This is a genomic window from Shimia sp. R9_3 (assembly GCF_017743755.1).
Classification (GTDB): Bacteria; Pseudomonadota; Alphaproteobacteria; order Rhodobacterales; family Rhodobacteraceae; genus Shimia.
Genome location: NZ_JAGHRP010000002.1, coordinates 433,517 through 459,240, shown reverse-complemented (window position 1 = coordinate 459,240; position 25,724 = coordinate 433,517). Strand labels below are relative to the sequence as shown.

Annotated in this window: 18 protein-coding genes; 10 read left to right on the top strand and 8 right to left on the bottom strand. The window is 60.3% G+C overall.

Going from position 1 to position 25,724, the window contains the following annotated elements; translation table 11 throughout:
* The first annotated feature begins 331 nt into the window (after positions 1-331).
* Positions 332-1,363 (top strand): AraC family transcriptional regulator, encoded by a 1,032-nt coding sequence (locus J7412_RS06695; RefSeq protein WP_209077962.1) that lies wholly within the window; start codon positions 332-334, stop codon positions 1,361-1,363.
* Positions 1,364-1,460: 97 nt separating this feature from the next.
* Here the strand turns inward: J7412_RS06695 and J7412_RS06690 are convergent, their stop codons facing one another.
* The 4 genes from J7412_RS06690 to J7412_RS06675 form a co-directional block, all read right to left on the bottom strand.
* Entirely contained in the window at positions 1,461-1,859 is a 399-nt protein-coding gene (locus J7412_RS06690; RefSeq protein WP_209077961.1) for a tautomerase family protein, read from the bottom strand.
* A 114-nt stretch (positions 1,860-1,973) separates the two neighbouring features.
* Positions 1,974-2,288, bottom strand: a complete 315-nt coding sequence (locus J7412_RS06685; RefSeq protein WP_209077960.1) for a hypothetical protein — start codon at positions 2,286-2,288, stop codon at positions 1,974-1,976.
* Between the two features lie 31 nt (positions 2,289-2,319).
* A complete protein-coding gene (locus tag J7412_RS06680) occupies positions 2,320-3,531 on the bottom strand; it encodes an iron-containing alcohol dehydrogenase (RefSeq protein WP_209077959.1) in 1,212 nt (403 codons plus the stop codon).
* A gap of 167 nt (positions 3,532-3,698) precedes the next feature.
* Positions 3,699-5,150, bottom strand: coding sequence for a coniferyl aldehyde dehydrogenase (locus tag J7412_RS06675; RefSeq protein ID WP_209077958.1), 1,452 nt, complete (start codon positions 5,148-5,150; stop codon positions 3,699-3,701).
* A 1,067-nt stretch (positions 5,151-6,217) separates the two neighbouring features.
* On the opposite strand from J7412_RS06675, the gene J7412_RS06670 reads away from it, so the two are divergent.
* The 5 genes from J7412_RS06670 to J7412_RS06650 all read left to right on the top strand — a co-directional run bounded on the left by J7412_RS06670 (position 6,218) and on the right by J7412_RS06650 (position 16,348).
* The gene (locus J7412_RS06670; RefSeq protein ID WP_209077957.1) at positions 6,218-8,560 is read left to right on the top strand and encodes an ankyrin repeat domain-containing protein; all 2,343 of its coding nucleotides are present in this window, start codon (positions 6,218-6,220) and stop codon (positions 8,558-8,560) included.
* 418 nt (positions 8,561-8,978) lie between these two features.
* On the top strand, positions 8,979-10,919 hold the full coding sequence (locus J7412_RS06665; RefSeq protein ID WP_209077956.1) for a thiocillin family RiPP: 1,941 nt from the start codon (positions 8,979-8,981) through the stop codon (positions 10,917-10,919).
* 103 nt (positions 10,920-11,022) lie between these two features.
* Positions 11,023-13,269 carry a TOMM precursor leader peptide-binding protein gene (locus tag J7412_RS06660; protein ID WP_209077955.1) on the top strand — a complete coding sequence of 749 codons (2,247 nt, stop codon included), beginning with the start codon at positions 11,023-11,025 and terminating at the stop codon, positions 13,267-13,269.
* A gap of 14 nt (positions 13,270-13,283) precedes the next feature.
* Positions 13,284-14,690 carry a SagB family peptide dehydrogenase gene (locus tag J7412_RS06655; RefSeq protein WP_209077954.1) on the top strand — a complete coding sequence of 469 codons (1,407 nt, stop codon included), beginning with the start codon at positions 13,284-13,286 and terminating at the stop codon, positions 14,688-14,690.
* Entirely contained in the window at positions 14,690-16,348 is a 1,659-nt protein-coding gene (locus J7412_RS06650; RefSeq protein ID WP_209077953.1) for a S41 family peptidase, read from the top strand. The genes J7412_RS06655 and J7412_RS06650 overlap by 1 nt, the downstream gene beginning before the upstream one ends.
* A 4-nt stretch (positions 16,349-16,352) precedes the next feature.
* Here J7412_RS06650 and J7412_RS06645 read toward each other — a convergent pair whose 3' ends face one another.
* Complete coding sequence (locus tag J7412_RS06645) at positions 16,353-18,788, bottom strand: FAD-dependent oxidoreductase (RefSeq protein WP_209077952.1); 2,436 nt, start codon at positions 18,786-18,788, stop codon at positions 16,353-16,355.
* A 128-nt stretch (positions 18,789-18,916) separates the two neighbouring features.
* The gene (locus J7412_RS06640) at positions 18,917-19,807 is read right to left on the bottom strand and encodes an AraC family transcriptional regulator (RefSeq protein WP_209077951.1); all 891 of its coding nucleotides are present in this window, start codon (positions 19,805-19,807) and stop codon (positions 18,917-18,919) included.
* A 220-nt stretch (positions 19,808-20,027) separates the two neighbouring features.
* Here J7412_RS06640 and J7412_RS06635 point away from each other — a divergent pair, with 220 nt between their 5' ends.
* The 3 genes from J7412_RS06635 to J7412_RS06625 are packed head-to-tail and all read left to right on the top strand — an operon-like array spanning position 20,028 to position 23,558.
* The gene (locus J7412_RS06635; RefSeq protein ID WP_209077950.1) at positions 20,028-20,873 is read left to right on the top strand and encodes an SDR family NAD(P)-dependent oxidoreductase; all 846 of its coding nucleotides are present in this window, start codon (positions 20,028-20,030) and stop codon (positions 20,871-20,873) included.
* A gap of 29 nt (positions 20,874-20,902) precedes the next feature.
* Positions 20,903-21,367 carry a (2Fe-2S)-binding protein gene (locus J7412_RS06630; protein WP_209077949.1) on the top strand — a complete coding sequence of 155 codons (465 nt, stop codon included), beginning with the start codon at positions 20,903-20,905 and terminating at the stop codon, positions 21,365-21,367.
* A 4-nt stretch (positions 21,368-21,371) separates the two neighbouring features.
* Positions 21,372-23,558 carry a molybdopterin cofactor-binding domain-containing protein gene (locus J7412_RS06625; protein ID WP_209077948.1) on the top strand — a complete coding sequence of 729 codons (2,187 nt, stop codon included), beginning with the start codon at positions 21,372-21,374 and terminating at the stop codon, positions 23,556-23,558.
* A 91-nt stretch (positions 23,559-23,649) separates the two neighbouring features.
* Here the strand turns inward: J7412_RS06625 and J7412_RS06620 are convergent, their stop codons facing one another.
* Both J7412_RS06620 and J7412_RS06615 read right to left on the bottom strand, forming a co-directional pair.
* Entirely contained in the window at positions 23,650-23,997 is a 348-nt protein-coding gene (locus J7412_RS06620) for a cupredoxin domain-containing protein (protein ID WP_209077947.1), read from the bottom strand.
* On the bottom strand, positions 23,997-24,521 hold the full coding sequence (locus J7412_RS06615) for a DUF4142 domain-containing protein (protein WP_209077946.1): 525 nt from the start codon (positions 24,519-24,521) through the stop codon (positions 23,997-23,999). The genes J7412_RS06620 and J7412_RS06615 overlap by 1 nt, the downstream gene beginning before the upstream one ends.
* A 138-nt stretch (positions 24,522-24,659) precedes the next feature.
* On the opposite strand from J7412_RS06615, the gene J7412_RS06610 reads away from it, so the two are divergent.
* Positions 24,660-25,616, top strand: coding sequence for an AraC family transcriptional regulator (locus tag J7412_RS06610; RefSeq protein WP_209077945.1), 957 nt, complete (start codon positions 24,660-24,662; stop codon positions 25,614-25,616).
* The last annotated feature ends 108 nt before the right edge of the window (positions 25,617-25,724 follow it).

Genomic DNA, 25,724 nt, shown 5'->3' with positions numbered 1-25,724 from the left:
CATCTAACCCGGATGAAGTTGGGGTTCCATACGGACAGCTGCGGAAAAATTGCGCATTATCAGTGTGTTGAGAATAGAAAAGACTCGGTTTCAGACCGGACTCCACACTGAAAGAATGACACAGCATGCAGCCAACTCAGGTTGGATATCCCTCGCATTTCGCCCGCGTCTTCGGCGCCTAGCCTCTCGCACGACACTGCACGCCACGCTCTCTCTTGCTGTCAGCGCGTGCAAAGCTGCCCATCCCCCTCGCCTCATGGTGAGTTTCATCACATGAGTTTTACACTCAGGGGAGTTTGATTTTTTCGGACAAGCCTCTATTTTCGGTCTCATGATAGTCAGAGCCAACACTCGATCCGCGACCATTCTGAAGGTCATTTGCGAGCACGCCGAAAAACTTGGCGTCGATGTGGATGCCTGTCTGGAAGGCTCCGGCATCAGCCAGGACGAAGTGTCCGATCCGCAGGCCCTGCACAACACCGAGCAAGAGCTGCAGATCATCACGAACTTCATGCGGCTTGCGCCACGCAGCGTGGGCCTTGGCTGGATTGTCGGGCGCGACATGCATGTGCATGCCTTTGGCATCTGGGGCTTTGCGATTCTCACAAGCCCCACCTTGCGCTCCGCCATTGAGACCTCGCTTGATTACATCAACCTCTCCTCCTCGATTGCCGACTACAGGCTTGAGGAATTTGGCGAGCGCGCGCAGCTGACCATCAACATGGACGGCATCCCGGACACCGCACAGCGGTTCATTCTGGAGCGCCACTGCGCCATCTCGGTCAACTTCATTCAGGAAATTCTGCTGGCGCCGGGTCAGGTCGGGTTCAAGATCGAAACGCCTGAACCCGAGGCGAGCTATGGCCTCGATCTCTCCATGATCAGCAATCTGCCGGTGCTGACCGGCCAACCCGCCTACGCACTGTCGTTCCCGTCGGCCCTGCTGGATCAGCCGCTGGCAAAATCCGATCCGGTCTCGCTGCGCTTCTGTCTGGAGCAATGCGAAGCCCTCTCCCAGAACGCGGCAGACATCCTGCCGCCCTGGTCGCAGAAAGTGCGCGACGCGATTTTGGACAATATCTCCAGCGAGCATAAGATCGAAGAGATTTCAGAACGGCTCACCGTGACAGAGCGCACCTTGCGCCGCCGCCTCACCGAAGAAGGCACCAGCTTCCGCGAGCTCTATGCCGATGTGCGCATGGCACTGGCGCATGAGCTGCTGCAAACCGCGGGCCTCAACGTGGAGACCGTGGCCTGGCGGGTGGGCTATTCTGAGCCCGCAAGCTTTGCCCGCGCCTTCTCCAAAAAGTTTGGCCAGACACCGGGCGAGGTGCGCCGCTCCAACGTGCCGCGCGTCGCCTGACAGACGCCCACACGCGCTTCATAACACATGAAAAAGCCCCGTCTGGTTGCGCACCTGCGGGGCTTATTGGTTTTATGAAAAGGTGAGCCTGCCGCGATCAGACCCCAACCGGATAGCGCCGCTTGATCCAGTCGCCTTCCTCTCCCGGTTCCGGCAGAATCTCTCCGCCTTCCATGACCCAGCTTGCCGGCACATCCGTGATGTCCATGACAATCTGGCTCATATCGATCCCGACATGGGCATGGATCGACGCGGTGATCCGGCTCACAAGCGCGGCCTTCTGCGCTTCATTATGCCCTTCGCGAATGCTGGCAAACAGAAACACGGCTTTCCCATCAATCGCCAGCTGCGGCGCATCCTCAAAAAAGAACGCATGCACAAACGCGCGCGGCGCACCGGTGACATCGCAGTGAATGTCCGTAACGTCTTCGGCGATGCGCTTTTTGGCGTGTGCTGAAATGACACCGTGAACGGCATTGCACATATAGAGAGGCATTTGATCTTCCTTCCCAAAGCGCGATCCGAAGGGGGCTTGTGTTTCCGGCCCCCAATGCGCGGCCCTATCCTAGTTTAAAACGCGCCCCTCCCAAAGGGGGCACAAAATCTCAGTCTATTGCGGGTCGCGTATTGAGGTCACAACCTCATTTGGCGACAACCCGGTCCGCTCCATGCAGATCTCTCCCAACTCCCGCAGCAGCGCGGTGCGCTCGCCGCGTTTCAAGCTGCGGTTTGCGTGCATCGAGGCAACCATCGCAGTGGAGGGCGCAGCGGCGGTAAACCCGCTGCCCTGTGGCACCACGATCCAGTCGATATCTGCTGCCGCAGCAAAGGCGCGCTGCGTGAATGCACTGATGGCTGCTCTTAGGGCGAATTGAACCTCCGTAGAGATTTGCCCTTCTTGAACAACACACATAACTGAAATCATTCACCAATTCCTCATTGGAAGGCATATGCCTTCACACAAAACGCACGGAGCGGTCGCCACTTTCCACAGACTTCAGGATCGCGACCACATCCGCTTTGCGCATCACACGTGGCACCGCATAAGAGCTGCGCGCCTCAGCCAGCGCCTCTTTTGCAATCGCGTCAAAATCCGCAGGCTGCACATCTTTCAGGTTCACAGGGATGCCCACACGCTCCGCCAACGCATCGACACGGGCAATGAACTGATCCACCTGTTCAGGCGCAAAAGCATCGCCCTCAGTGCCGCTCAGCATCCGCTCCAGCTTGGCATATCGCTGCGCCGAGGCGGTCTTGTTGAACCGCAGCACCCGCGGCAGCAGGATGGCATTCGCGAGCCCATGCGGCGTGTTGTAATGCGCGCTGATCTGGTGGGAAATCGCATGCACATAGCCAAGGCTCGCCTTGCTGAAGGCATAGCCCGCCAGAAAGGAGCCCAGCGCAACCATTTCCCGGGCATGTTCATCCGCCCCGTCCTCATAGGCCACAGGTAGGAACTTGACGATCAGCTTGATCGCCATGGCGGCATCCCGGTCTGTGTCAGCAAAGCGGTTGCGCGAGGTATAGGCCTCAATCGCATGGGTCAGCGCGTCCATTCCGGTCGCGGCCGTCATCGGGCCGGGCAAAGACTTCAGCAGGCCCGTGTCAAACGCAGTTGCGATGGGAATATATTTGGGGTCCACAAAAAACGTCTTCTTGTGGGTTTCCGTGTCCGAAATCACCGCCGCGCTTGTCACCTCAGAGCCAGTGCCGGAGGTGGTGGGCGCCACGTAAAACGGCAGCGGTGGCTGTTTCACCTTCAAAATGCCGGTCAGCTGCGCCAGGGACTTTTTGCTGGTGCTGGCCGCCGCAATCACTTTGGCCGCATCAATGGCAGAGCCGCCGCCCACGGCAAAAACCGCATCACATTGCCCCGCGCGGCTTGCGGCCAATCCAGCCTCCACAACGGCAAAGGTCGGGTTCGGGATGATGCCGTCGAATACCGTGACCGTGCAGCCCGCCCCTTCGAGAAAGGCGATCAACTCATCCAGCATCCCGTTCTTCAGCAAGAAGCTGTCGGTCACCAGCAAAGGGCGTTTCTGCCCGCTGATCACCATCAGATCCGCCAGCTTCAACACAGCCCCCTGCCCTGAGAAAATCAGCGGCTTTTGTGGCGAAAAAAACGTGGAAAGCGCGCGCAGAGCATAGGTGATCGGGGAGCTCATCATCTGTCAATCTCGGAGAAAGGCATGGGCCCAGCTGTCATCAGAGGCGCTGGGAGAGATAAAGAGCCGAAGCGCGCGCACGTCGCGCTTCGGTGTGGTCGATGCGGGATCATCTGTGCGGGGAGGAAACGCAATGTTCAGATGATCCCTTTGGCCTGAGCCTGATCAGCTTAGGGCTTTTTGAAGCGCCACAGCTGGAATTTGACCATGATGTTGAAGAACATGTTGTTCCAGGGGGCTGCGACCCACGCGTTGCCGTCAAAACGCCCCTTGCGCACAACCGCCTTGGCTTTGGAGAAGTTCAGGAAGCCTTCCTTGCCGTGGTAGTGGCCCATACCAGACGGGCCAACCCCGCCAAACGGCATGTCGTCGACCATGGTGTGGGTCATCACTTCGTTGATGCAAACGCCGCCCGAGTGAGTCTCGTTCAGGATCTTCTCGCCCCGCGCGGTGTCCCAGTCAAAGTAGTAAAGCGCCAGCGGACGGTCCCGGTCGTTCACATAGTCGATGGCGTCTTCCAGCTTGTCGTAAGGCACAACAGGCAGCAGCGGGCCAAAGATCTCTTCTTGCATCACACGCATGTCGTCAGACACATCGGTGATCACATGCATCGGCAGCTTGCGGGTGCCCTCAAAACTGTCGTTGCTTGGGTTGATGACCTTGATGGTCGCGCCTTTTTCTTCGGCGTCACGGATGTTGTCCACCAGACGGTCGCGTTGACGCTCGGTGATTATGGAGGTGTAATCCGAGTTGGACGCCAGCGTCGGGTAATGCTTGGCAATCGCCTTGCTGAAGGCCTCCACAAAGGCGTTCATCTTGCTGCGCGGCACCATGATGTAATCCGGGGACACACAGACCTGACCCGCGTTCAGACCCTTACCAAACGCGATCCGTTTGGCCGCTTCTTCCACCGGGAAGCTGTCGTGGATGATCGCAGGCGATTTGCCACCCAGCTCCAGCGTCACCGGAGTGAGGTTCTCGGCAGCCGCGCGCATCACGATCTTGCCCACCTGCGTGGAGCCGGTGAAAACAAGGTGGTCAAACGGCAGTTTGGTGAACTCTGTGGCAACCTCAACGCCGCCGTTCACAACCGCAACTTCCTCATCAGAGAAGTATTTGCCCAGCATCTCGGTGAGCACATTGGCAGTTTCCGGTGCAAACTCAGAGGTTTTGATCATCGCGCGGTTGCCCGCCGCAAAGGCGCCAACCATCGGCGACAGACCAAGGAAGATCGGGAAGTTCCATGGCACCACGATGCCCACAACGCCCAGCGGCTGGTAATGCACCTTGGTCTTGGCCCCCATCAGCGCCAATGGCACATCGCGGCGGGATTGGCGCATCCATTTGCGGAGGTTCTTCTTGTTGTAGTGAATACCTTCCAGAACAGGCAGGATTTCCGCCATCATGGTCTCTGCCGGCGCGCGCCCGTCAAAGTCCTTGTCCACCGCAGCAACCAGCCGGTCTTTGTATTCGATGATGCCTTTGTGCAACCGGTTCAGGCGGTCCTTACGCTCTTCCCGTGTCGGTGCCGGGGAGCGGGTATAGGCTGCGCGAATTTTATCCAGAGACGCACGCAGGGTTGTCCCTGTGCTGTCGGTTTCCATAACGTCTTTTGCGTTCATCGCATCCTCCTAAGGCGCTGAGGTAGGTTGGTATTGCAAAGCTAAGTGCTTTCGCTCCCCAACTTAATGCAACATCGCAAGCGTTTTCTACATGTCGGCGACGGACAACCCGCTGACACTTTCGGACACACCCTTAACGATAGTCCGGCCTGATCAGTCCCCGCTTGGCCGCCAGATACATTGTGCCTGCCCTGCAAAATTTGCTGTCGTACGCATCATCCGCACGCCTTTCGCCGGTCGTTGGCTGCCAGCGCCTGAGAGAGTGTGAGTGGTGGTTTTTGGCAAATTCAGCCAGACAGGCAGCACGCGACCGGCGCCGTTTTGGGTGAGTGGTGGTCTTTAAAAATAGAGTCCCCGATCATCTGCGTGTGGGGGGGGAGGAGGGAGAGGGGGTTACGCAGACGACCGGGGATTTCAGTTGCGGCTTAAAGTAAGGTGTCCCGTCGCAACTGGAAAACAAGTGAAGTGACCAACCCCGTCATCGCAGGCTTAGGGCAAACGGCAGCGCGCAAATTCGACGGTGTGGTCACTGTGAACTCAGTCATCGCATCCTCCTAAAGCTCTGTGGTTTCGGGCTTGGTGTTTAAGCTTTGACGAACCCTGCGGCCCGCCCTGTGAGGCCAATATGGGTAACTTTGCATAAGCCCAACATGTTCGCGCCGGACAACTCGCTGACAGTTCCGGCCAGCGCTCTCAAAAATGTGAAGAGAGCCTCTTAAACCGGGACGTTTCCTGCGCAAATGACGCCTAAAATTCTAAGCAGTTTTCCGCATAAGTATTTGTTTTTATGAAACTCTGACAAATTCGGCCATCAAAGGTGTAATTTTGGCCTAGTTTTTCCAGCACCGCGCTATTTTTCTGGAAAATTCGGCCACATCGCCCCCGAAAATCCGTTTCACAGCGCGCATGGAGCTCCTCTGAAGACCGCTGCGCCGCCCTCAAGCCCTGTCCCGCAACGTCAGCACGCGCCAGATACCCGGCATTTTATCGAACCTCTGTTTGATTTTCAGAAACCGTCAACTTCTAGCCTCTACTCGAATAAGCCATCAACCGATGGGAGCCGAAAATTGGATCAACGCGTGAAGGCTGAAACAGCCGAAGACATCTTTGCCCTTATTAAGACGATTCCGGCAGATGACCCCAGCGGCCCGGTTGCTGATCTTCTGCGCGATGGCGACATCTCGGAACTGATGATCTCCATTGCCACCGACGATTTTGCCACCGTGCGTGAAAATGCCCGTGTCGGCAGCGGTGTGAACTTTCAGGGTGCTTACGGCACAAGCCCCCTGCTCTTTGCCGCCACCCTGCAGCGCCCTGATGTGTTTGCCTTCCTGATCGACAGCGGCGCGCGCATCGACCTCGCACTGACCGCTGAGGCCTCCGCCGTCACATGGGCTGCCCGCTACGGCAGCCTCGCCACCATGTCCCATGTGATCAATGCCGCGCTGGCCTCTGATGACCGCAGCCACATGATCTTCTTTCAAGCGCTCGAAGGCGCGGTGCGCTCTGACGCCCCCGAGGCCAAACTCGATCGTCTCGTCGGCTTTGGGTTCAATTTCATCCTGCCAAGCCCGCAGAAACTGACGCCCATGCATGTGGCCGCCCGCGCAGGCAACGTGGCCGCGATCACCAAGCTCGCAGCCTTCGGGCTGGACCTCGCCTCCCCCGGCGACAGCGGCATGACGCCAATGCATATGGCCGTCACATCCGGCCAACTGCACACGGTTGAGGCCCTCATCGCCGCCGGCGCCGACCTCGAAGTGACTGACAACCGCGGTGAAACCCCGCTCTTTTATGTCTCGTCGCGTGACGGCGGACAGATCTTTGATGCGCTGATCAAAATGGGCGCCAAACCGGATGCCCGCCGCTTTGATGGTGGCACCATTCTGCACAAGGCTGCGGCTCTGGGCGATGTGCGCCTGTTTGACCGCCTTGTGGGCCTCGGCATCGGCCTTGAGGACCGCGACAACAAAGGCAACACCGCGCTGCACGCAGCTTCTGCGGCCAGCCAGCTTGTCGCCATGCGCAAACTGCAAAGCCTTGGCGCAGATCTTGAGGCCACCAACGGCCGTCAAGAAACCCCGATCTTCCTCACCATCAACGCCGAAAACCCCGCCTCCTTCCGCGCGCTTGAAAAACTGGGCGCGGATCTCTCCAAACACCGCAGCTACGGCACCAGCCTGCTGCATGATGCGGCACGCTGGGGGCGCATGGAAATTCTGCAGACCCTGCTGGAAAGCGGCGTCAACGTGAACTGCAAGAACGAGTTCGAAGAAACCCCGCTGCACTTCGCGGCCAAATTCGGCCATATCGAAGTGATCAAAAAGCTGCATGAGTTCGGCGCTGATCTGGAGATGGAGAACAAACAGGGCGAAACCCCGATCAACTCCACCATGGAGGCTCTGGGCCGCAAATCCTTTGCCACCCTCTCCCAGCTTGGCGCAAACACCAAAACCCTGAACCGCTTTGGCGAAGGCCTGATTCACTCCTCCGCGCGCTGCTCCGACCTTGAGATCTTTGAAAAGGTGATCGAGGAAGGCGTGGACGTCAACGCCACCTCCGAAATCGGCGAAGGCGCATTTCACTACGCCGCCCGCTCTCCGCTGGCCAAGAAAAAGCTGGATATCCTCAGCCTGCTGGGCGCGGAAATCGAAGCAGAGGATGATCGCGGGCGCACCGCCATGCACTCTGCTGCCGACGCCAAGAACATGCCGGGCATCAACGCGCTTTATGACATGGGCCTCAGCCCTGTTGCCAAAGACCGCGAAGGCGTCACCCCGCTGCATCTGGCAGCTGGCTCGAGCCGCTCTGAGGGCACCAAAGCCATCAAGGCGCTTGTGGGTATGGGCGCAGAGGTCAACGAGATCGACAGCAACGGCCTCACTCCCCTGCACTATGCCGCCGCCTCCGGCCACGCTTCCAACATCCGCGCCCTTGTGAAGCTCGGCGCGCGTGCGAATGTGACCGATCCGAACAACAACACGCCCCTGCATCTCGCAGCCAAAGCAGAGAAGAAAGAGGCCTTGGCCGAGCTCTGCGATCTTGGCGCCAACAAAGACGCCCGCAACGCGGACAACCACAATGCGCTGCATGTGGCCTCCATGGGCAAATCTCGCCGCATGGCACTCATTCAGGTGCTGCTGGAAAAAGGCTGCGACATCAACTGGCGCACAGGCCTCGGCGAAACAGTCGCCCATCTGATCGCCGAAGATCAGGACATCAAACCAGCCGCTCTGATCCGCCATATGGAAGAGCTTGCCGAATTGGGCATCGATTTCTTCTTCCGCAACCGCAAGGGGCTGGGCGCTCTGCAAATTGCGCAGGAACATGTGGAAAGCCACGGCGCAGAATGGGAACGCAAAAAAATCGCGCAACTGAGAAAGAAGCGCGGCAAAAACGCCCCCAAATAAGAAACTCATATTCAAAACAAAGAGCTCCGCAAATGGCGGGGCTCTTTTTTTTACCTCATACAAAACACCCGTTACTGCGCGAATTACCGCTCAAATAAGCCCGCACAATGCAAATTAATGCCGATGTGGACTTTATTTAAAAGTGTTTAGACAAAAAACTTCACACCAAACTCGACAATTCAAACCTAAAATAAATACACAAAATCAATATCATAATCTACATCACGAATACCCATTTACGTGTATTGGTAAAAATTAACAGACCTCAAATCCACGCAAAGTCGTGGATATCTGACTTATGCACATCACCGTAAAGTGATATAAAAAATAGCATTCCAAAAATACCGCGCCTGAATACCCATTCAATTTCACCAATACGGGCGCCGCAAATTTCAAATTTCAAATTGATGGAGTTGAGATGGCCAAGAAACCAGACTCATCACCCAAAGGCGACTCCGCTGAATCCGCCGAAGGTGCAGAGACCCCGCCCCCCGATACATCCCGACCTGCGCCTGATATACAGCTCGCCTGGGCGCAAATCATTTCCACCGCCTCACAGGACGCCAATTACGCCCAAAGCGCCTTCGCGGATCTGGCCTCCGCCTTCAAAGACATCGGCATTGAGGACATCTCCGGCGTCGATATGGACAAGGATCTTGTCCCCGCCCTGCCGGATGCCCAGCGCATGGTCACCGGTGCGCTCAATCTCAAAGCGCAGGAACAGGCGGCGCAGGGCATGGTGGCCTACGGCTACTCCTACGGCACCTATGCCGCCGCCCCCGCCGACCAAGGAAGCCAGTGTTCGCAAACCGCCGTCGATACCGCCGAAAGCCCGGATCAGGGCGACGCATCCCAAGACAGTTCAGACCAAAGTGATTTTCAAGGAGGACCCCAAATGTACACCGATCAATCAGGCACCACGGCCACCTATATGGGCGGTTGCGTAGGCTCCTTCGGAACCGCTGGCTCACTTGGGTCCATTGGCGGCACGGCGGGTTCCGCGGCCACTGTCGGCTCTTACGGCTCAGCCGGGATACCCGATCCCGAAGGCCCCGCCGCAACCGCATTCACAAAGCCGACCCAGCCGACAATTCAGACCCAGCCAACCATCGCAAGCATCAAACCCACCATTGGCTCGCTGGTCAGCCGCCCCTGTGTTCCGACGCAACCCACTGTCGCCACGCGACCAACACAGCCCTGCATTCCAACACAACCCACGCAACCTTGCGTCCCAACGCAGCCCACACAGCCCTGCGTCCCTACGCAACCCACGCAACCGTGCATTCCCACATTGCCAAGCCAACCGCCTTGCATCCTGACAAAGCCCTGCGTGCCGACTCAGCCATGCATCCCGACGCAGCCAACCGACGCGACCATCAAGCCCACCATCGGCTCACTGCAATCACAGGCCAGTCTGGTGAGCCAGCCGCCCCCCATTTCCTCCACCCGCCTTTCCGGCAGCACCTATGGCGATCCGATGATGGGCGGCTGCTGGGGCAGCGCCGGCACCATCGGCAGCGCAGGCACCTTTGGCGGCACCGCTGGCACTGTCGGCACGGGAGCCTGCTACGGCAGTGCTGGGGATAGCGCCAAGCTCACCCCCGTGGATCCCTGCACCGGCAGTGTGGTGACACAGCCCACCATCGCATCGGTCAAACCAACCATAGCGACGCTGCAAACCGTGGCCTCCCGCCTCACACAAGCGTCAATCAAGCCAACCGTCGCCACGCAACAAACCACCGCGTCGCTGAAAACCATCGGCTCGCTGGTCTCGCAACCTGCGCCCCTTTCCGCAGAGCCCATGGCAGGCGGCTGCAATGGCACCTTCGGCACCGTCGGATGCCTTGGCTCCGTCGGCGGCACAGCAGGCAGCGCAGGCACCGTGGGCACCTATGGGTCCGCAGGCATTGTCGCCGATCTGCAGACCGAGCGCGCCAATATGATCCCTTTTGGCCCATGTCAGCCAACAACGATGACAGCGGCCACCGCCCAAGGGACCTTCAAGGCCAATATGGCTGACATCAGCTCAACCCGTCTGTCCGGAGCCACCATGGGGTCCTTTGCCACCTATTGCGGCTGTGTCGCGGATATGGGGGATCTGCAGGATCCGATGATGGGCGGTTGCTGGGGCAGCGCAGGCACCATCGGCAGCGCAGGCTCCTTTGGTGGCACTGCAGGCACCGTGGGCAGCGCCGCCTGCTACGGCTGCGCGGGGGACTCGCTCACCATGGAACTCACCCCCGCCGCCATGAGCCACGCAACTGTCTCCACGCTGCGCTCCGCGATGGAGCTGCAACCAATGGGCGGCGCGGCCAGCTACGGCTGTGGCGCCACTGTGGCCACCTACCCCTACGGCTAAGCCCGCCCCGGTTTAGTCCTCTGCATCGCCCGCACGCATTTCGCGGGCGATGCCACGCTCTCATTTTATTTCAGCGCTTTGCCCACAATCCCTGAGGTCTCTCATGCTCATCCGCCCAATTCTGAAGGAAAATTATCAAGCCTATACCGTCTATGGCGAAGGCCATGTACTGCTCTCAGATTCCGACAGTTTTGCGCTTGAGGGGCATATCCTCTCCCATCTGCTTCCGCTTCTGAACGGGCAGAACAGCCGCGAGGACATTGCCGCCCTGCTCGCCTCCATTGCCACTCCTGAGGAAGTCTACGCCGCGCTGGATTATCTCACGCAGGCCGGCCATCTGCGCGAAGCCGACCCTGAAGCCAGCCCCGAGGAGGCGCTTTTCTGGTCGTCCCTTGGCATGAACAGTCAGGCCGCCCGCGCACAGCTCGCGCAATTCCCGGTCACGGTTGTGGCCCCCAATGCCAGCGAGCAGGCCAATGCCATCGCTTGGGCGCAATCCGCAGGTCTTTCTGTGGATCAGGAGGCCGGACGCATCACGCTTGTTGTGGTCGAAGACTACCTCGACGAAACCCTGCGCCCGCTCAACGCGCGGCTTCAGGCCAATGGCCAGCCCTGGCTTCTGGTGCGCCCCTGGGGGCTGGCGCCGCTGGTCGGGCCGCTCTTCATCCCCGGTACAACAGGATGTTGGGAATGTCTGGAAAGCCGCCTTCTGGAAAACCGCGATGTCGAGGTGATGCTCGCGGGCCGCATGGCCATCAAAGGCGCGCCTCCGCGCCCTGTGGTGCAGTCAGATGCCTTTTATGCACAAGCGCTTGCCTCAGCCACGACCCAGCTGATGCGCTACATCGTGTCCGGCCAGAACCCCGAAGTTGCAGGCGTGCTCAACCAGCTCATGCCGCTCACGCTGGAGCGCAAACCGCACCGCCTGCTCAAACGTCCGCAATGTGCTTGTTGCGGCACCCCCAGCCTCGGAATGGTGGGCGGCGCTCCGCAACAGTTTGAGGACCGCGACGCCGCCGATGGGGTCGAGAATGGCGAACGCGCCGCCAGTGCCGCGCAAACCTTTGAGAGATACGCCATCCACATCAGCCCGCTCACCGGCGTCATCAAAGAGCTCACTCCCTCGCCCTACAATGGCGTCACCCCGCTGCGCACTTATTCTGCGGGCAACAATCTGGCGGTCAAACCCAATGGCCTCTGGGGCCTCAAGCAGAACCTGCGCTCGGTGTCCTCCGGCAAAGGACGCACCGATCAGCAGGCCCGCACCTCCGCGCTCTGTGAGGCGCTGGAGCGCTACTCCGGCAAGTATCGCGGCGAGGAACTGCGCGTTCCTGCCTCCCTTGAAATGCTGGGCGACAGCGCGCTGCACCCCAATGACCTGATGCTTTATTCCGACAAGCAATATCAGGATCGCGAGGAATGGAACGCCCGCGGCAGCCAGTTCCAGATCGTCCCGGAAAAGCAAACCGCAGATGAGGTGGTCGACTGGACCCCGGTCTGGTCCGTTACCGAAGAGCGCATGAAATACCTGCCCACCTCCCTGCTGTTTTACTCCTACCCCGCGCCCAACAACCGTTTCACCTCCTGGGCTGACAGCAACGGTGCGGCGGCGGGTTCCAGCTATGAGGATGCTTTTCTGCAAGGGCTGATGGAGCTTGTTGAGCGGGATTCCGTGGCCATCTGGTGGTACAACCGCCTGCCCATGGCCGAGGTTGATCTTGCCGGTCTGGATGATGCGTTTGTGGCCGAGAACCGCGCCTTTTACGCCCAGCACAAGCGCGAGTTCCACGTGCTCGACATCACCACCGATCTTGGCATCCCCTCATTTGTCGCCATCAACCGCCGCGTCGGCGGGCCGACAGAGGACATCGTCATGGGCTTTGGTGCACATCTGGACGCCCGCGTGGGCATCTTGCGCGCGCTCACCGAAATGAACCAGTTCATGCCCGCTGTGCTCAGCGTCGGCGTGGACGGGCGCACGCATTATGCCTTTGACGATCCCGACAGCCTGAACTGGTGGCAAACCGCCACCTATGAAAACCAGCCCTACCTCGTGCCGACCGGCACACCGCGCAAGCTCGCAGACTATCCACAGATCTCCGCCCCCCGCATCACCGACACGCTGCGCGACGCCATCTCGCGCGTCGAGAATGCAGGCCATGAGGTCTTGGTGATCAACCAAACCCGCGCCGATATTGGCCTCCCGGTGGTGCGTGTCTTCGCCCCCGGCCTGCGCCATTTCTGGGCGCGCTACGCCCCCGGTCGTCTCTATGACGTGCCGGTCAAAATGGGCCGGATAGAGCGCGCTTTGACCGAGGAACAGCTCAACCCCATTGCGATGTTCCTCTGAGAAAGGAGGCCGCCATGCACCTCTGGATAGATCCCCCTCAGGATCAAGACACCGCAACGCTGCTGGACACCGCGCTTACGCCGCACTCGGTGAATGCCCCCGACTTCGTGGAGTCCCTGCGCGCGCTGCTTTCAGATCCGGACGGCACGCCAACAGCGGCCATCGCCAAAGCCAGCATTGAGGCGCGCGACGCGGGCCAGTCCATGGCTGAGGACGTGTTGCAAAGCGCGCTCCTGACCCTCGGCGCGATGGGGTGTCTGCGCTACGGCTCAGAGGAGCGCGACGAGGCCGTCATCACCATCTGGCCGATCCAGCAATACGTGCTTCCCCCGCTGCAGCCTGAACCGGATCCGGAGACCCCCTACCGGCTGTCGCGTTTCACAAACATCCGGCGCGAAGGCGACACTCTGATCTTGGAGCGCCCGCTCTCAGGCTATCGCGCCAGCCTGCGCACCGACACCGTCACCGGCTCCAAGCTCATCGCCCTCTTCACCGAAGGCGCAACCGCCGCAGGCCTCTCTCAGGGGCGCATCCCGGCCAGCCAGCGCGACACCATCTGCGCCATGCTGTCTGTTGCGGGCATCATCGGCGCGGTGGATGAGGACGGCAAACTGGCGGAGGATCACAACGACACTCTGCGCCAGTGGGAGCCGCAAGACCTCGCCTTTCACGCCCGCTCCCGCATGGGGTTCACCCATGATCCCATCGGCGCAACCTTCCAGTTCAAAGACGACATCTACGCCCAGCCCGCCCTGCATCCGGAGCCGGAAAACCTTGGCCGCGTTCCGCTGATGGCAGCAGATCTGGCCGCGCTCTCGGCCACCGACCTGCCGCTGACACAAGCAGTGGAGCTGCGCAGCTCGCGACGCCCGCGCATGCGCCGCGCTCTGACGCTGACGGAACTCGGCGTCTTTCTCTACCGCACCGCCCGCATCCGATCACATTTTGAAACCGACCTCGGCAGCTTCACCTCCCGCCCCTATCCTTCCGGTGGTGGCGCCTATGAGTCTGAAATCTACATCACCGCACAAAACGTCGCCGGCCTGCGCCCCGGGTTCTACTTTTATGCGGCAGCCAGCCACGAGCTCCTCTTGCTGCGCGACTGGGACGCCGCCTGCGCTGCGCTGGCCAATGATGCGCTCACCGCCATGGCCATGACCTCTGCCCCCGATGCAGTGCTGACCTTTGGCAGCCGCTTTCAGCGCATGCAGTGGAAATATTCCGGCATGGCCTATGCCACACAGCTCAAAACCACCGGTGCGGCCTATATGGCCTTCTACCTCGCCGCCACCGCCATGGGCCTCTCTCCCTGCGGCCTTGGCCTTGGCAACGCCGCGCTTTTTGCCCAGCTCACCGGTCAGGACCCTCATGTGGAAGGCTCCATCGGCGAGTTCGCCCTGTCCGGTCCGGGAGACGCCTGATGCCACAACCCTCTGACAACCCGCCCCTTGCCCTCTGGGCCGTCCGCAATCAAGACACGCCCATCCCCGCCGATGAGCGTCGCGATATCGCCAACCGCCTGCGCGAGGTCTTGGGTGACTATTACGTGCATCTGCCACAAAAGGTCGGCTCCATGGCGATCAACCCCGTGCGCGAGCTCGAACTGCTGGCCGATGATGCCGATGCTTATTTCTCCTCCCACGCTTTCTTCCGCCGTCTGCTGAGCATCTTCACCAGCCTGCGGGACCGCCACACCACCGTGCGCATGCCCGCTCCTTGGAACCAGATGATCGCGTTCCTGCCCTTTGTGCTGGAGAGCTGTTATGAGGATCAGCGGCGCAAGTTGATTGTGACAAAGCTGATCAATGCGCCGGATGATCCCCACTTCAATATCGGGGTCGAGATCACCCATTGGAACGGCGTCCCGATCCGCACGTTCATCGAGAATTTCTCTTGGCAAACCAATGGCTCCAACCCCTGGGCGCGCATCGCGCTTGCCCTGCGCGCGCTCACCCTGCGCCCCATGGCCTATGCTCAACCGCCTGATGAGGATTGGGTCACGCTCACTTTCATCGACGGCACCGGCGCACAGCGCAACGCCACTTTTCAGTGGCAAGTGGTCATCGCCCCAAGCGCGCCTGCGGTTGGTGCGGGCGCACAGGGCGGCGCGGCAGAAGGGACCACCGAGAGTGGCGCGCCCCTGCTCGGGCTCGACGCAGGCACCGATGTGATCAACCAGGGGCTTCAGGCGCTCTTCTCCCGCCCGCTGCGCGCCCGCAGTCAGGTGCTGGGCCTGACCGCCGCAGACACCGGCCTGCGCGTGGATGAGTTGCAGGGGTCCACGCAGGCCGCGCCCGGCATACGTCCTTCGATCCTCACCCTGCCTAGTGGGGAGAGCTACGGTGTGCTGCGGATTTTTTCCTTTCACACAAACAACATCCGCGCCTTTGTGGAGAATATGGCCAACATCCTGGCGCAGATGCCACAATCCGGTCTGATCGTGGATGTGCGTGCCAACCCCGGCGGCACCATCCCCGCAGGCGAAGCGCTCCTGCGCCTGCTCACCGATAAACCTGTCAGCTTCAGCCGCAACACCTTCCTCGCCACGCCCGCGACCCGCAAACTCTCTGGCGGCGCAGAGTTTTTCCACCGCTGGAAACGCTCGCTCGACATGGTTCTGGAAACCGGCCAGATGTTTTCGCAAGGCTTCCAGCTCGTCGAAGACGCCCACTGGCAGGGCTTGGAAGGCAGCTACACCGGCCCCGTTGTCGCCATCATCGACGCACTCAGCTACTCCACCACCGATTATTTTGCCGCCGGGTTTGAGGACAACAAGATCGGCAAGATCATCGGCCTTGACCCCACCACCGGCGCGGGCGGGGCCAATGTCTGGTCACTGGACCAAATCGACCGCTTCGCGCAGGCTGCAGGCGCGCCGCCCATGCCGCCGCTTGCTGCCGGTGTGGAGGCCAATATCGCCGTGCGCCGGGCTCTGCGGGTGGGCGACAATGACGGCCTCCCGCTTGAAGGCCTCGGCGCACGCCCTGACTTTCTGCATCTCACCACACGGCGCGACATTGTCTCCGGCAATCAGGACCTTTTGCTACGCGCCGCTGATGTGCTCAAAAACAGTGGCTGACGCCTCAGCTGCGCACCTTGGTCAGCTCCGGGTCATAGGGGGACGGCGTGATCACTTCGGCGTTGTAAAGCCCACCGCAAAGGTCCGCTTGCATCCGCGTGCCAACCTTCGCCAGCTCCGGCAGCACATAGGCCATGGCAAGGTTCATCCCCACGCGGTGACCCCATGCGCCCGAGGTGACGGTGCCAACAACTTTGCCCTCAACCATCAGTGACGCCCCGCCATGGGCAGGCAGCGCGTCTGTGTCGACCTTCAGCGTGACCAAGCGCCGCTGCGGCCCGTCGTCCTGTCGTGCCAGCAAGGCGTCACGCCCCACAAACGCCCCTTTGTCCAAAGTCACAAACCGCGCCAAACCGGCCTCAAAGGGATCAAACTCAGTAAGGATCTCCGCCTTCCAATGCAGATAGCCTTTCTCTAGCCGCATCGCCTCCACCGCGCGGCTGCCAAACAGGGTCAGCCCATGCGCCTCGCCTGCTTTGCGCAGCGCCAGATAGGCCGCATAGAGCTGGTTGTTGGGCACATGAAGTTCATAAGCCAACTCCCCGGAAAAGCTCACAGACATCACCACCGCTGGCGCGATGCCCACAAATGTCTCGCGCACGGACAACCACGGGAAGCCTTCCGCTGACCAATCGCCACGCGCCGCCGCCGCAAGCACGTCCCGCGCCTTGGGGCCCGCCAGCACAAGGATGGTGAAATCATTGGTCAGCGAGCGTATATGCACATCCTCATCGGCCCCGATATGGCTGCGTAACCAGTCCATATCGTGATACTCCGCCGCCGCAGCAGAGCCATACCAGATCCGCGCTGGCCCCGTGGCGCTCGCAGGCAGATTGGCCACCGTGGCCTCACTCTTCAGCATGCCCTTGTCGTTCAGCAGATAGCCCAGCCCGACACGCCCCTCTTTGCGCGGCAGTCGGCCACAAATCATCCGATCCAGAAAGCCCTGCGCATCCGCCCCGGTGATCTCAAACCTGTTGAACCCGCTCACCTCGGTCAGCCCGACGCCGCTTGCCACCGCAGCCACCTCCTTGGCCACAAGCGACTCGACCTCGGTAAACCCGAAGCTGTGGCTTTCCTCAAAATCCGCGGTCGGCTTGATGTACTCCATCCGCTCCCAGCCGTTCACCACGCCAAATGCTGCGCCCTCTGCGGCCAGCACCGGCGTCAAAGGCGTGGTCTTGATCGGCCGTCCCGCCGGACGATGCTCATGGGGGAAGTGAAAGCGGAACTCGTTCTGGTAATCCTCAATCGCCTTCAGCGCGGTCAGCTCCACATTGCCATGGCCCGTGAACCGGCGCGGATCAATCACCCAGGTGTCATAGCAGGCTTCTCCATGCACGATCTGCTGCGCCAGCAGCCAACCGTGGCCACCGCCCTCGCCCAGCCCGGCCCGCAGGCCAATGATGCAATAGGCGTTGCGCTTGCCCGGGATCGGCCCCACCAGCGGTGCACCGTCAATCGTGTAGGTGATCGGCCCGTTGATCACCGTATGGATCCCCGCCTCCATCAGCGCGGGCATCCGCGCAAAGGCGCCTTCCAAAACGTCGGTCACCCGATCGAGATCATCCGGGCAAAGGGCGTTGGTGAAATTCGGATCAATCCCATCCATGCCCCAGGTCTTGCAGTCCTGCTCATAAAATCCGAGCAACAGGCCGTTCTTTTCCTGACGGCAGTAATAATCGCTGATCGGACAGCGCAGCAGCGGCATCCGGTGCCCCGCATCCCGAATGGCCGGGATCTCCTCGGTCAGGAAATACTGGTGCTCCATAGAGGCCACCGGATGATGCACCCCCATCATCGCGCCCACCTCATTCACGCGGTAGCCGCAGGCGTTCACCACAATATCCGCGTGGATCGTGCCCTTGGGTGTTTCCACCTCCCAAGTATCATCTTTGAGCTGCCGCAACGCTGTCACCGGCGTGTGCCGGTGCACCTCCGCCCCGGCAAGCCGCGCCCGCCGCGCCAGCGCCTGACACAGCTGCGCCGGATCAATGTCCCCATCCATCGGGTCCCAAAGCCCGCCCAGCAGGTTGTCTGTGGAAATCAGCGGATGCCGCCGCGCGCATTCCTCCGCATCAATCACCTCAAAATCGACATCCATTCCCAGCGCCATGGAGGCAAAATGGCGGTATCCCTCCATTTGCGCCTCAGTGTTGGCCAGCCGGATGCCACCGTCGCCGTGGTGATAGTTGATCGGATACTCAGGGTCATTGGCCAGCTCCTGATAGAGCCTTATCGAATGGCTCTTCAAGCCGACCATGGTCTGCGTCATCCCAAAATTGGTGACCTGCGCGGCAGAGTGCCATGTGGTGCCGGAGGTCAGCTCATCGCGCTCCAGAAGCATCACATCGCTCCAGCCCTCCTGCGTGAGGTGATAGAGCGTCGAGCAGCCCGCAATGCCGCCCCCAATCACAACAACCTTGGTCCGCGTCTTCATCCTGTGGCTCCCTCTCCTCAACCTTTACGTGGAGAGTGGGAAAGCAAAACCGCCACCGCAAGCGCTTTTCCGACACAACCTGCGTGTTTTTCAGGTTTTTCAAAGACCTGTGGCCGCTGAAAGCCGCCTCAGACTGCAACCGCCGCTGAACTGCGCTGATCACTTGGCGAAATGCCAAACTTGCGGGAGTATTCGCGGCTGAACTGTGTCGGGCTTTCATAGCCCACATCATAGGCCGTCGCCGCCACTGTCAGGCTGCCGATCGACAGCAGACGCCGCGCCTCCAACAGACGCAGCTCTTTTTGGTATTGCAGCGGCGTGGTCGAGGTCACCGCTTTGAAATGCTCATGAAACGCCGATGCGCTCATGCCGGATTCCGCCGCCAGATCCGCCACCGGGATCTGGGTTTTGAAGTTTGCGCGAATATAGGCAATGGTCCTGGAAATCCGGCTCGCCGCGCTTTCATGGCGCAAAAGCTGGCGCAGCATCGCCCCATGCCGGGCCCGCAGCAGGCGGAAGTGGATTTCTTTCAGCACCAATGGCGCCAATGCCCGCGCCTCGACCGGATCGCGTGACAGCTGATAAAGCCGGACCACCGCATCCACCAGCGCCGCATCGCCCTTGTCCACATTCATCGAATGCAGCTCTTTGCTCGGCTCTCCGATCCCGCCAATCTCATCGTATAGACTGCGCGCCAACGCCAGATCCAGTTTCAGTGCCAGCGCCACATAAGGCGCCTCCGCGCTGGCCTGTATCACCGCAGACTCCACATGCACCGCATGGCTGACCACCAGCGTGTCCCCCGCGGTGTAGCGGATCACCCGCCCGCCAATCTGCGCTTCTTTTGTGCCCTGCAACACCAGACACATGATCGGCTCATAAAACCCCGGCGTACAATCGCTCACATTCGGGTCCGCAAAGGCAAACAGCCCGTCCACCCCGGTGACACAGCCAACGCCCAATGCGCCCTGCTCCGCCACATGGTCAAAAACGTCCTGCACAAAATCTTTTGTGATCATCGGGGCCTCCTTTGCCCCACAAATATAGGGCTGTCACGCTGCAGAAAAATACACAAAAGCCGCCGCTCTGGAGGATTAGGCAGATCATTTGGAGAAACAGGCAACCTCTTTGCCCCGCCCTGTGCTATCTTGTGAGCGCGAACATCACTTTTCCCGCTCACGAAACTCATGCCACTTCAGCGCCTTTTATCGCAGCTCTGACGCAGGAACGAGAGACACCATGTATCAAGACGCACTTCAGGCAGGCGGCTGGGCCGTTGTCACTGGTGGCGCAAGCGGCGTCGGCTTTGCAGCTGCGCAACGCTTTGCGCAGGATGGCCTGAGCGTGCTGCTGGCGGACCTGCCCGGCGAGGCGCTCTCTGAGGCGGCGGAGGCCATCGGCGATCTGCTAGCCGAAGGCGCCGAGGTCACCACCCTGCCCACAGACGTGAGCGATGCAACCGCCGTGCAGGCCCTTGCAGACGCGGCCTTTGCGCTTGGCGATGTGGCGGTCTTGATGAACAACGCAGGCATCGGCCTGCCAAGCAGCAGCTGGGATCACGCCGAGGCCTGGCGCAAAACGCTGGAGGTCAACCTCTTTGGGGTGATCAACGGCCTGCAGGCCTTCCTGCCCCGCATGGTGGCCGCAAACCGCCCGGCTGTTGTGATCAACACAGGCTCCAAACAGGGCATCACCACACCACCGGGCAACCCGGCCTACAACGTGTCCAAGGCGGGCGTGAAAGTCGCCACCGAAAGCCTCGCCCATGAGCTGCGCGAAGCCCGCGCGCCGATTTCCGCCCATCTGTTTGTGCCCGGCTTCACCTACACCGGCATGATTTCGCGCCATATCCCCGAAAAACCGGCCGGCGCTTGGACATCTGAGCAAACCGTAGATCATTTGATAACGCGCATGACGGTAGGGGATTTTTACATCCTTTGCCCGGACAACGACGTATCCCAAGCACGCGACATGCGCCGCGTGACCTGGGCCTTGGGGGACATCCTTGAAAACCGCCCCGCCCTGTCGCGGTGGCACCCGGACTATGCAGAGCAATTTGCAGAGTTCGAACAACCAAAAGACTGATAACTGAGCCAGAGGGAGACCTGATAGCTATGGCAATCTCACTGAAATTGAACGGCAAGACCCATGAGGTCGAGGCTGAACCGGGCACCCCGCTGCTGTGGGTGATCCGCGATGAGCTGAAACTGACCGGCACCAAATTTGGCTGCGGCGTGGCCTCCTGCGGCGCCTGCACCGTGCATCTGAACGGCGAGCCTGTGCGCTCCTGCCAGACCTACATCGAAGATGTGGAAGACGCCGAAATCACCACCATCGAAAAGATGGAAGAAGACAAAGTCGGCGCGGCTGTGCAGCAGGCATGGCTGGAGCTTGACGTTGTGCAATGCGGCTACTGCCAGTCCGGCCAGATCATGAACGCCGTGGGCCTTCTGCGCGAAAACGCCAAGCCCACCGCCGAAGAAATCGACGACTACATGTATGGCAACGCCTGCCGCTGTGCCACCTACCAGCGCATCCGCGCTGGTGTGCAGCGTGCAGCCGAAATTCTGGAGGCATAAGACAATGACTGCTACTCTTTCTCGTCGCGGCTTTCTGAAATCCGCCGCCGCCGCAGGTGCCGCGCTTTATGTCGGTGCCAATGCCAAAGGCGTTATGGCCGCTGCCAGCTCTGCGGACGCAGCGCTCAACCCGTTTGTGAAAATCGGCGCTGATGGCCGCGCAATCGCGCTCATCAAACACGTCGAATTTGGCCAAGGCCCGGCCACCGGTCTAACCACGCTGATCGCCGAAGAGCTTGGCGTGACCATGGATCAGATCACCTATGAGTTCGCGCCCTCTGATCCGCAGGTCTATAACAACCTGTTCTTTGGCCCCTTCCAGGGCACCGGCGGCTCCACCGCCATGGCCAACTCCTGGATGCAGTACCGCAATGCCGGTGCGGCTGCGCGCGAGATGCTGATCTCCGCCGCCGCCAAAGAATGGGGTGTGGATGCCGCTTCTCTGGACATCGTGGATGGCATGGTGACCGGTGGTGGCAACTCTGCTTCCATGGGCGATTTTGTCGCCACTGCTGCCGAAATGGACGTACCCGCAGAGCCACGCCTGCGCGACGCTTCTGAGTGGAAGCTCATCGGCAATGACGCGACCCGCCGTCTGGACAGCCCGATCAAGGTCAACGGTCAGGCTCAATTCGCCATGGACGTGCATCTGGACAACCAGATGGTTGTGATGATCAAACGCACCCCGCAAAAAGGCGGCGTTGTGGCAAGCTTTGATGACAGTGCAGCCAAAGACGTCAAAGGCTTCATCATGGCGCAGGCCCTGCCCACCAAACACGGTGTCGCGGTCTACGCCGAAAACACCTGGGCAGCCATGCAGGCCCGCAACGCCATCGAAGTTGAGTGGGACAATTCCGCCGCTGAGAGCCGTTCCTCTGCGGAAATCAAAGACGAGATCATGGCGGCGCTCAATGCTGAGCCAACCTACAACGTCAACAAAGCCGAACGCTCTGCGGTGCAAGCCGCCGTTGATGGTGCGGCCACAGTGGTAGAGAAAACCTTCTACTTCCCGCTTCTGGCCCATGCCCCGATGGAGCCGCTGAACTGCACCATCGAGCAGACGGCTGAGGGCAAGATCGTGCTGCATGACGGCGCACAGATGCCGACAGGCACCCACATGGCCTATCAGCAGATCTTCCAACTGCCGCCTGAACAGATCGAGATCAACAGCATGCTGGCTGGTGGCTCCTTTGGCCGCCGTGCGACACCTGATGCCGACTATCAGGTCGAAGCAGGCCTGTCGTTTGTGATGACCGATCGCTCCCGCCCGGTGAAACTGGTCTGGGACCGCGAAGATGACATCCGCAGCGGCTACTACCGCCCGGCCTTTGGCCACAAGGTGCGCGTGGGTCTGGACGATGCCGGGACAATTGTGGGCTGGGATCACCAGATCGCAGGCCAGTCTGTGATCAAAGGCACCGCCTTTGAAGCGGCGCTGGTGCATGACGGCATCGACCACTCCTCGGTTGAGGGCGTGGCGGACAGCCCCTACACCATCCCCGGCCAGTTTGTCGGCCTGACCGACACCCAAAAGGCGACCAGCGTTCTATGGTGGCGCTCTGTGGGCCACACGCATACGGCCTATGTGATGGAAGTGATGATGGATCTGGCAGCGAAAGCCGCTGGTCAGGATCCGGTCGACTTCCGCCTGTCCTATCTGACCGGTGAAGGCGACGCTGCCCGCAAGGCGGCCGTACTGAAACTGGCTGCGGAAAAAGCGGGCTGGGGCAATGCTCCTGCCGGTCGTACCCAGGGCATCGCCGTGCACAAATCCTTCGGCTCCTACGTGGCAGAAGTGGTGGAAATTTCGGGCAACAACGACGACGGCATCGTGATCGAGAAAGTCACCGCCGCCGTGGATTGCGGCATCGCCGTCAACCCGGACACCGTGCGCGCGCAGATCGAAGGCGGCATCGGCTACGGCATCGGCCACGCCATGCGCGACCAGATCACGCTGGATGGCGGCGCTGTGGAGCAATCCAACTTCCCGGATTACGAGCCCCTGCGGATTTCCGACATCAAGGCGATTGAAACCCACATCATCGCCTCAGCCGAAGCGCCCACCGGCATTGGTGAGCCGGGCACCCCGCCCTCCGCACCAGCGCTGGCCAATGCGATTGCCGCTCTAACAGATGACAGTCAGCTGATCGCAGAGCTGCCAATGGCAGAATCCGGCGTCTACTTCGCCTGATAAGGGTCTGAAATGAAAAACAAACCCGCGCCGGAGACCTCCTTCGGCGCGGGTTTTCTTTTGCGCCTCAGGCGAGCGCCTTGTCAGCGGATCAGGAAATCGAAAGCGTGCCAGTCATATGCGGATGAAAGACGCAGAAATAGGATGTCTCCATCCCCTCCGTTACGGTCACCTCCGCGGATGCGCCTTTCTCGATTTCGGCGGTGTCCCAGCCAAACTCCAGCGCGGTTGCCGTATGCGGTGCCAAATCTTCGTTGGTCCAGCGGATGATGTCGCCCACCGACACCTCCAGATGCTCCGGCTCAAAGGTAAAGGAGGTGATCCGCACCTCATGGATCATGGGTTTCGCCGCTGTGGTCTTGGCGCGCAGAATCGTCAGAGCGGCCGCTGACGCGACCGCTCCTCCCATCAAGGCGCGGCGTGACAACGCACGTCCCATCACTGCAGCGCCTTCACCATCATCTCTGCATGCACCTCATGCGCCTTGAAGATCTCAAGTCCCTGCTCAAACAGCGCCCTCACCTCGGCATTGTCGATATTGGGGATCATGGTGTTCTCCACCAGCTCATTCACCGCCTTGTGGTAGGCCAGCTCATTGGCTGCATAAGCCGCATCAAACTCCGCCCCGCGCAGCTTCACAAAGCCGGCGATGATCTCTTCTGCATTGGCATTCAAGGTCTGGCTGAAGGCATTGTCCTGCGCCGTTGCACCAAGCTTATCCAGCAGCCCCAGCGCGGCTTCATTCACCGCCGTATGATCGCGGATCATGGTGTTTGCAAATTCGTGGATCTCAGGGTTGGTCGACAGCGCCAGCGCCAGATGGGCATAGCGAATGTCGATGTTGTCCGCCGTATAGGCAATATGCGCATATTCCAGGTCGCTCATCTCGGCAACGTCCTGCGCAGCGGCTTGAACCCCAGTCATGGCCAGCGCCACGGCGAGTGCGGAAATCAGTTTCTTCATCTTGAGAACTCCATAGGGTGTTGCGATAAAACAGGAGTAATCGGAAGCAAACCGCGCGATATATGCTTGAACGTCCTAAGTTTCATGCAGATCGTTCAGTTGTCTGTACAGAAGCGCTGGCCCCTCTATGGTGGACACATGCTTGATCTGCTCAGTGACATCCTCAACAAACTCTCCATGCGCGGCACGCTCTACTTCCGCACCTCCTTCACCAAGCCCTGGGGCGTGGCCGTGCCGAGCTATGAAAACGTGGCCCGGTTTCACTTTGCCCATCGCGGCGCCTGCCTCGTGCGGGTCAACGGTGTCGATGCGCCCATCGCCCTCAATCAGGGGGATCTGGTCATCATCCCCCATGGCGCGTCACATGATCTCTATTGCGGGCACGATCCCGAGCACACGGTCATGCCGCTCGATACGGTGCTGGAGCGCTCCGGCTTTGATGGATCAGGCGTTCTGGTCTATGGCGGCGAGGAGCCACAAAGCGAGACCCAACTGATCTGTGGCCACTTCGCCTTTGATCCCAAATCCCGCCACATCCTGATGGAACGGCTGCCCCCCTACATTCACCTCACCAACTATGGCGAAACCGCCGGGCGGTTCATGGAGGCAACCCTGCGGGTGATCGGCGAGGAAGCGGGCGGGCACAAAATGGGCGGCGATCTGATTGCCCTCAAAATGTCGGAGGCCATTCTGGCGCAGGCTGTGCGCAGCTATCTTGAAAGCGATGCCGCGCAGGACTCCGCGCTGGGGGGCTTTTCCGACAAACACCTGAGCAAGGCGCTGGATGCTTTCCACAAGGCCCCCGCTGACAGCTGGACGGTGGAGACACTCGCCCACGCCGCAGGCATGTCCCGTACTGGCTTTGCCGTGCAATTTCGCGAGCAGATGCAGATGCCGCCCATGGAATATGTCACCGGCTGGCGCATGGAAATTGCCAAAAACGTGCTCAAACAGGGCGACGCCTCACTGACGGATGCAGCCGAAAGCGCAGGCTATGCCTCGGACTCCGCCTTCACCCGCGCCTTCAAAAAAGAGATCGGTGTCACCCCGGCCGAGTTCCGCCGGACCGAAAGAGCAGATCATTCGCATATTTGAACGATCTGCACATATAGGCGAACTTCCGAGCATTCATGAGGCTGAAACCTGCGTCTAACCTCTCCCTATCGCCGCTGATGATCAGCGCCCAAAAGAGAGAAAGACATA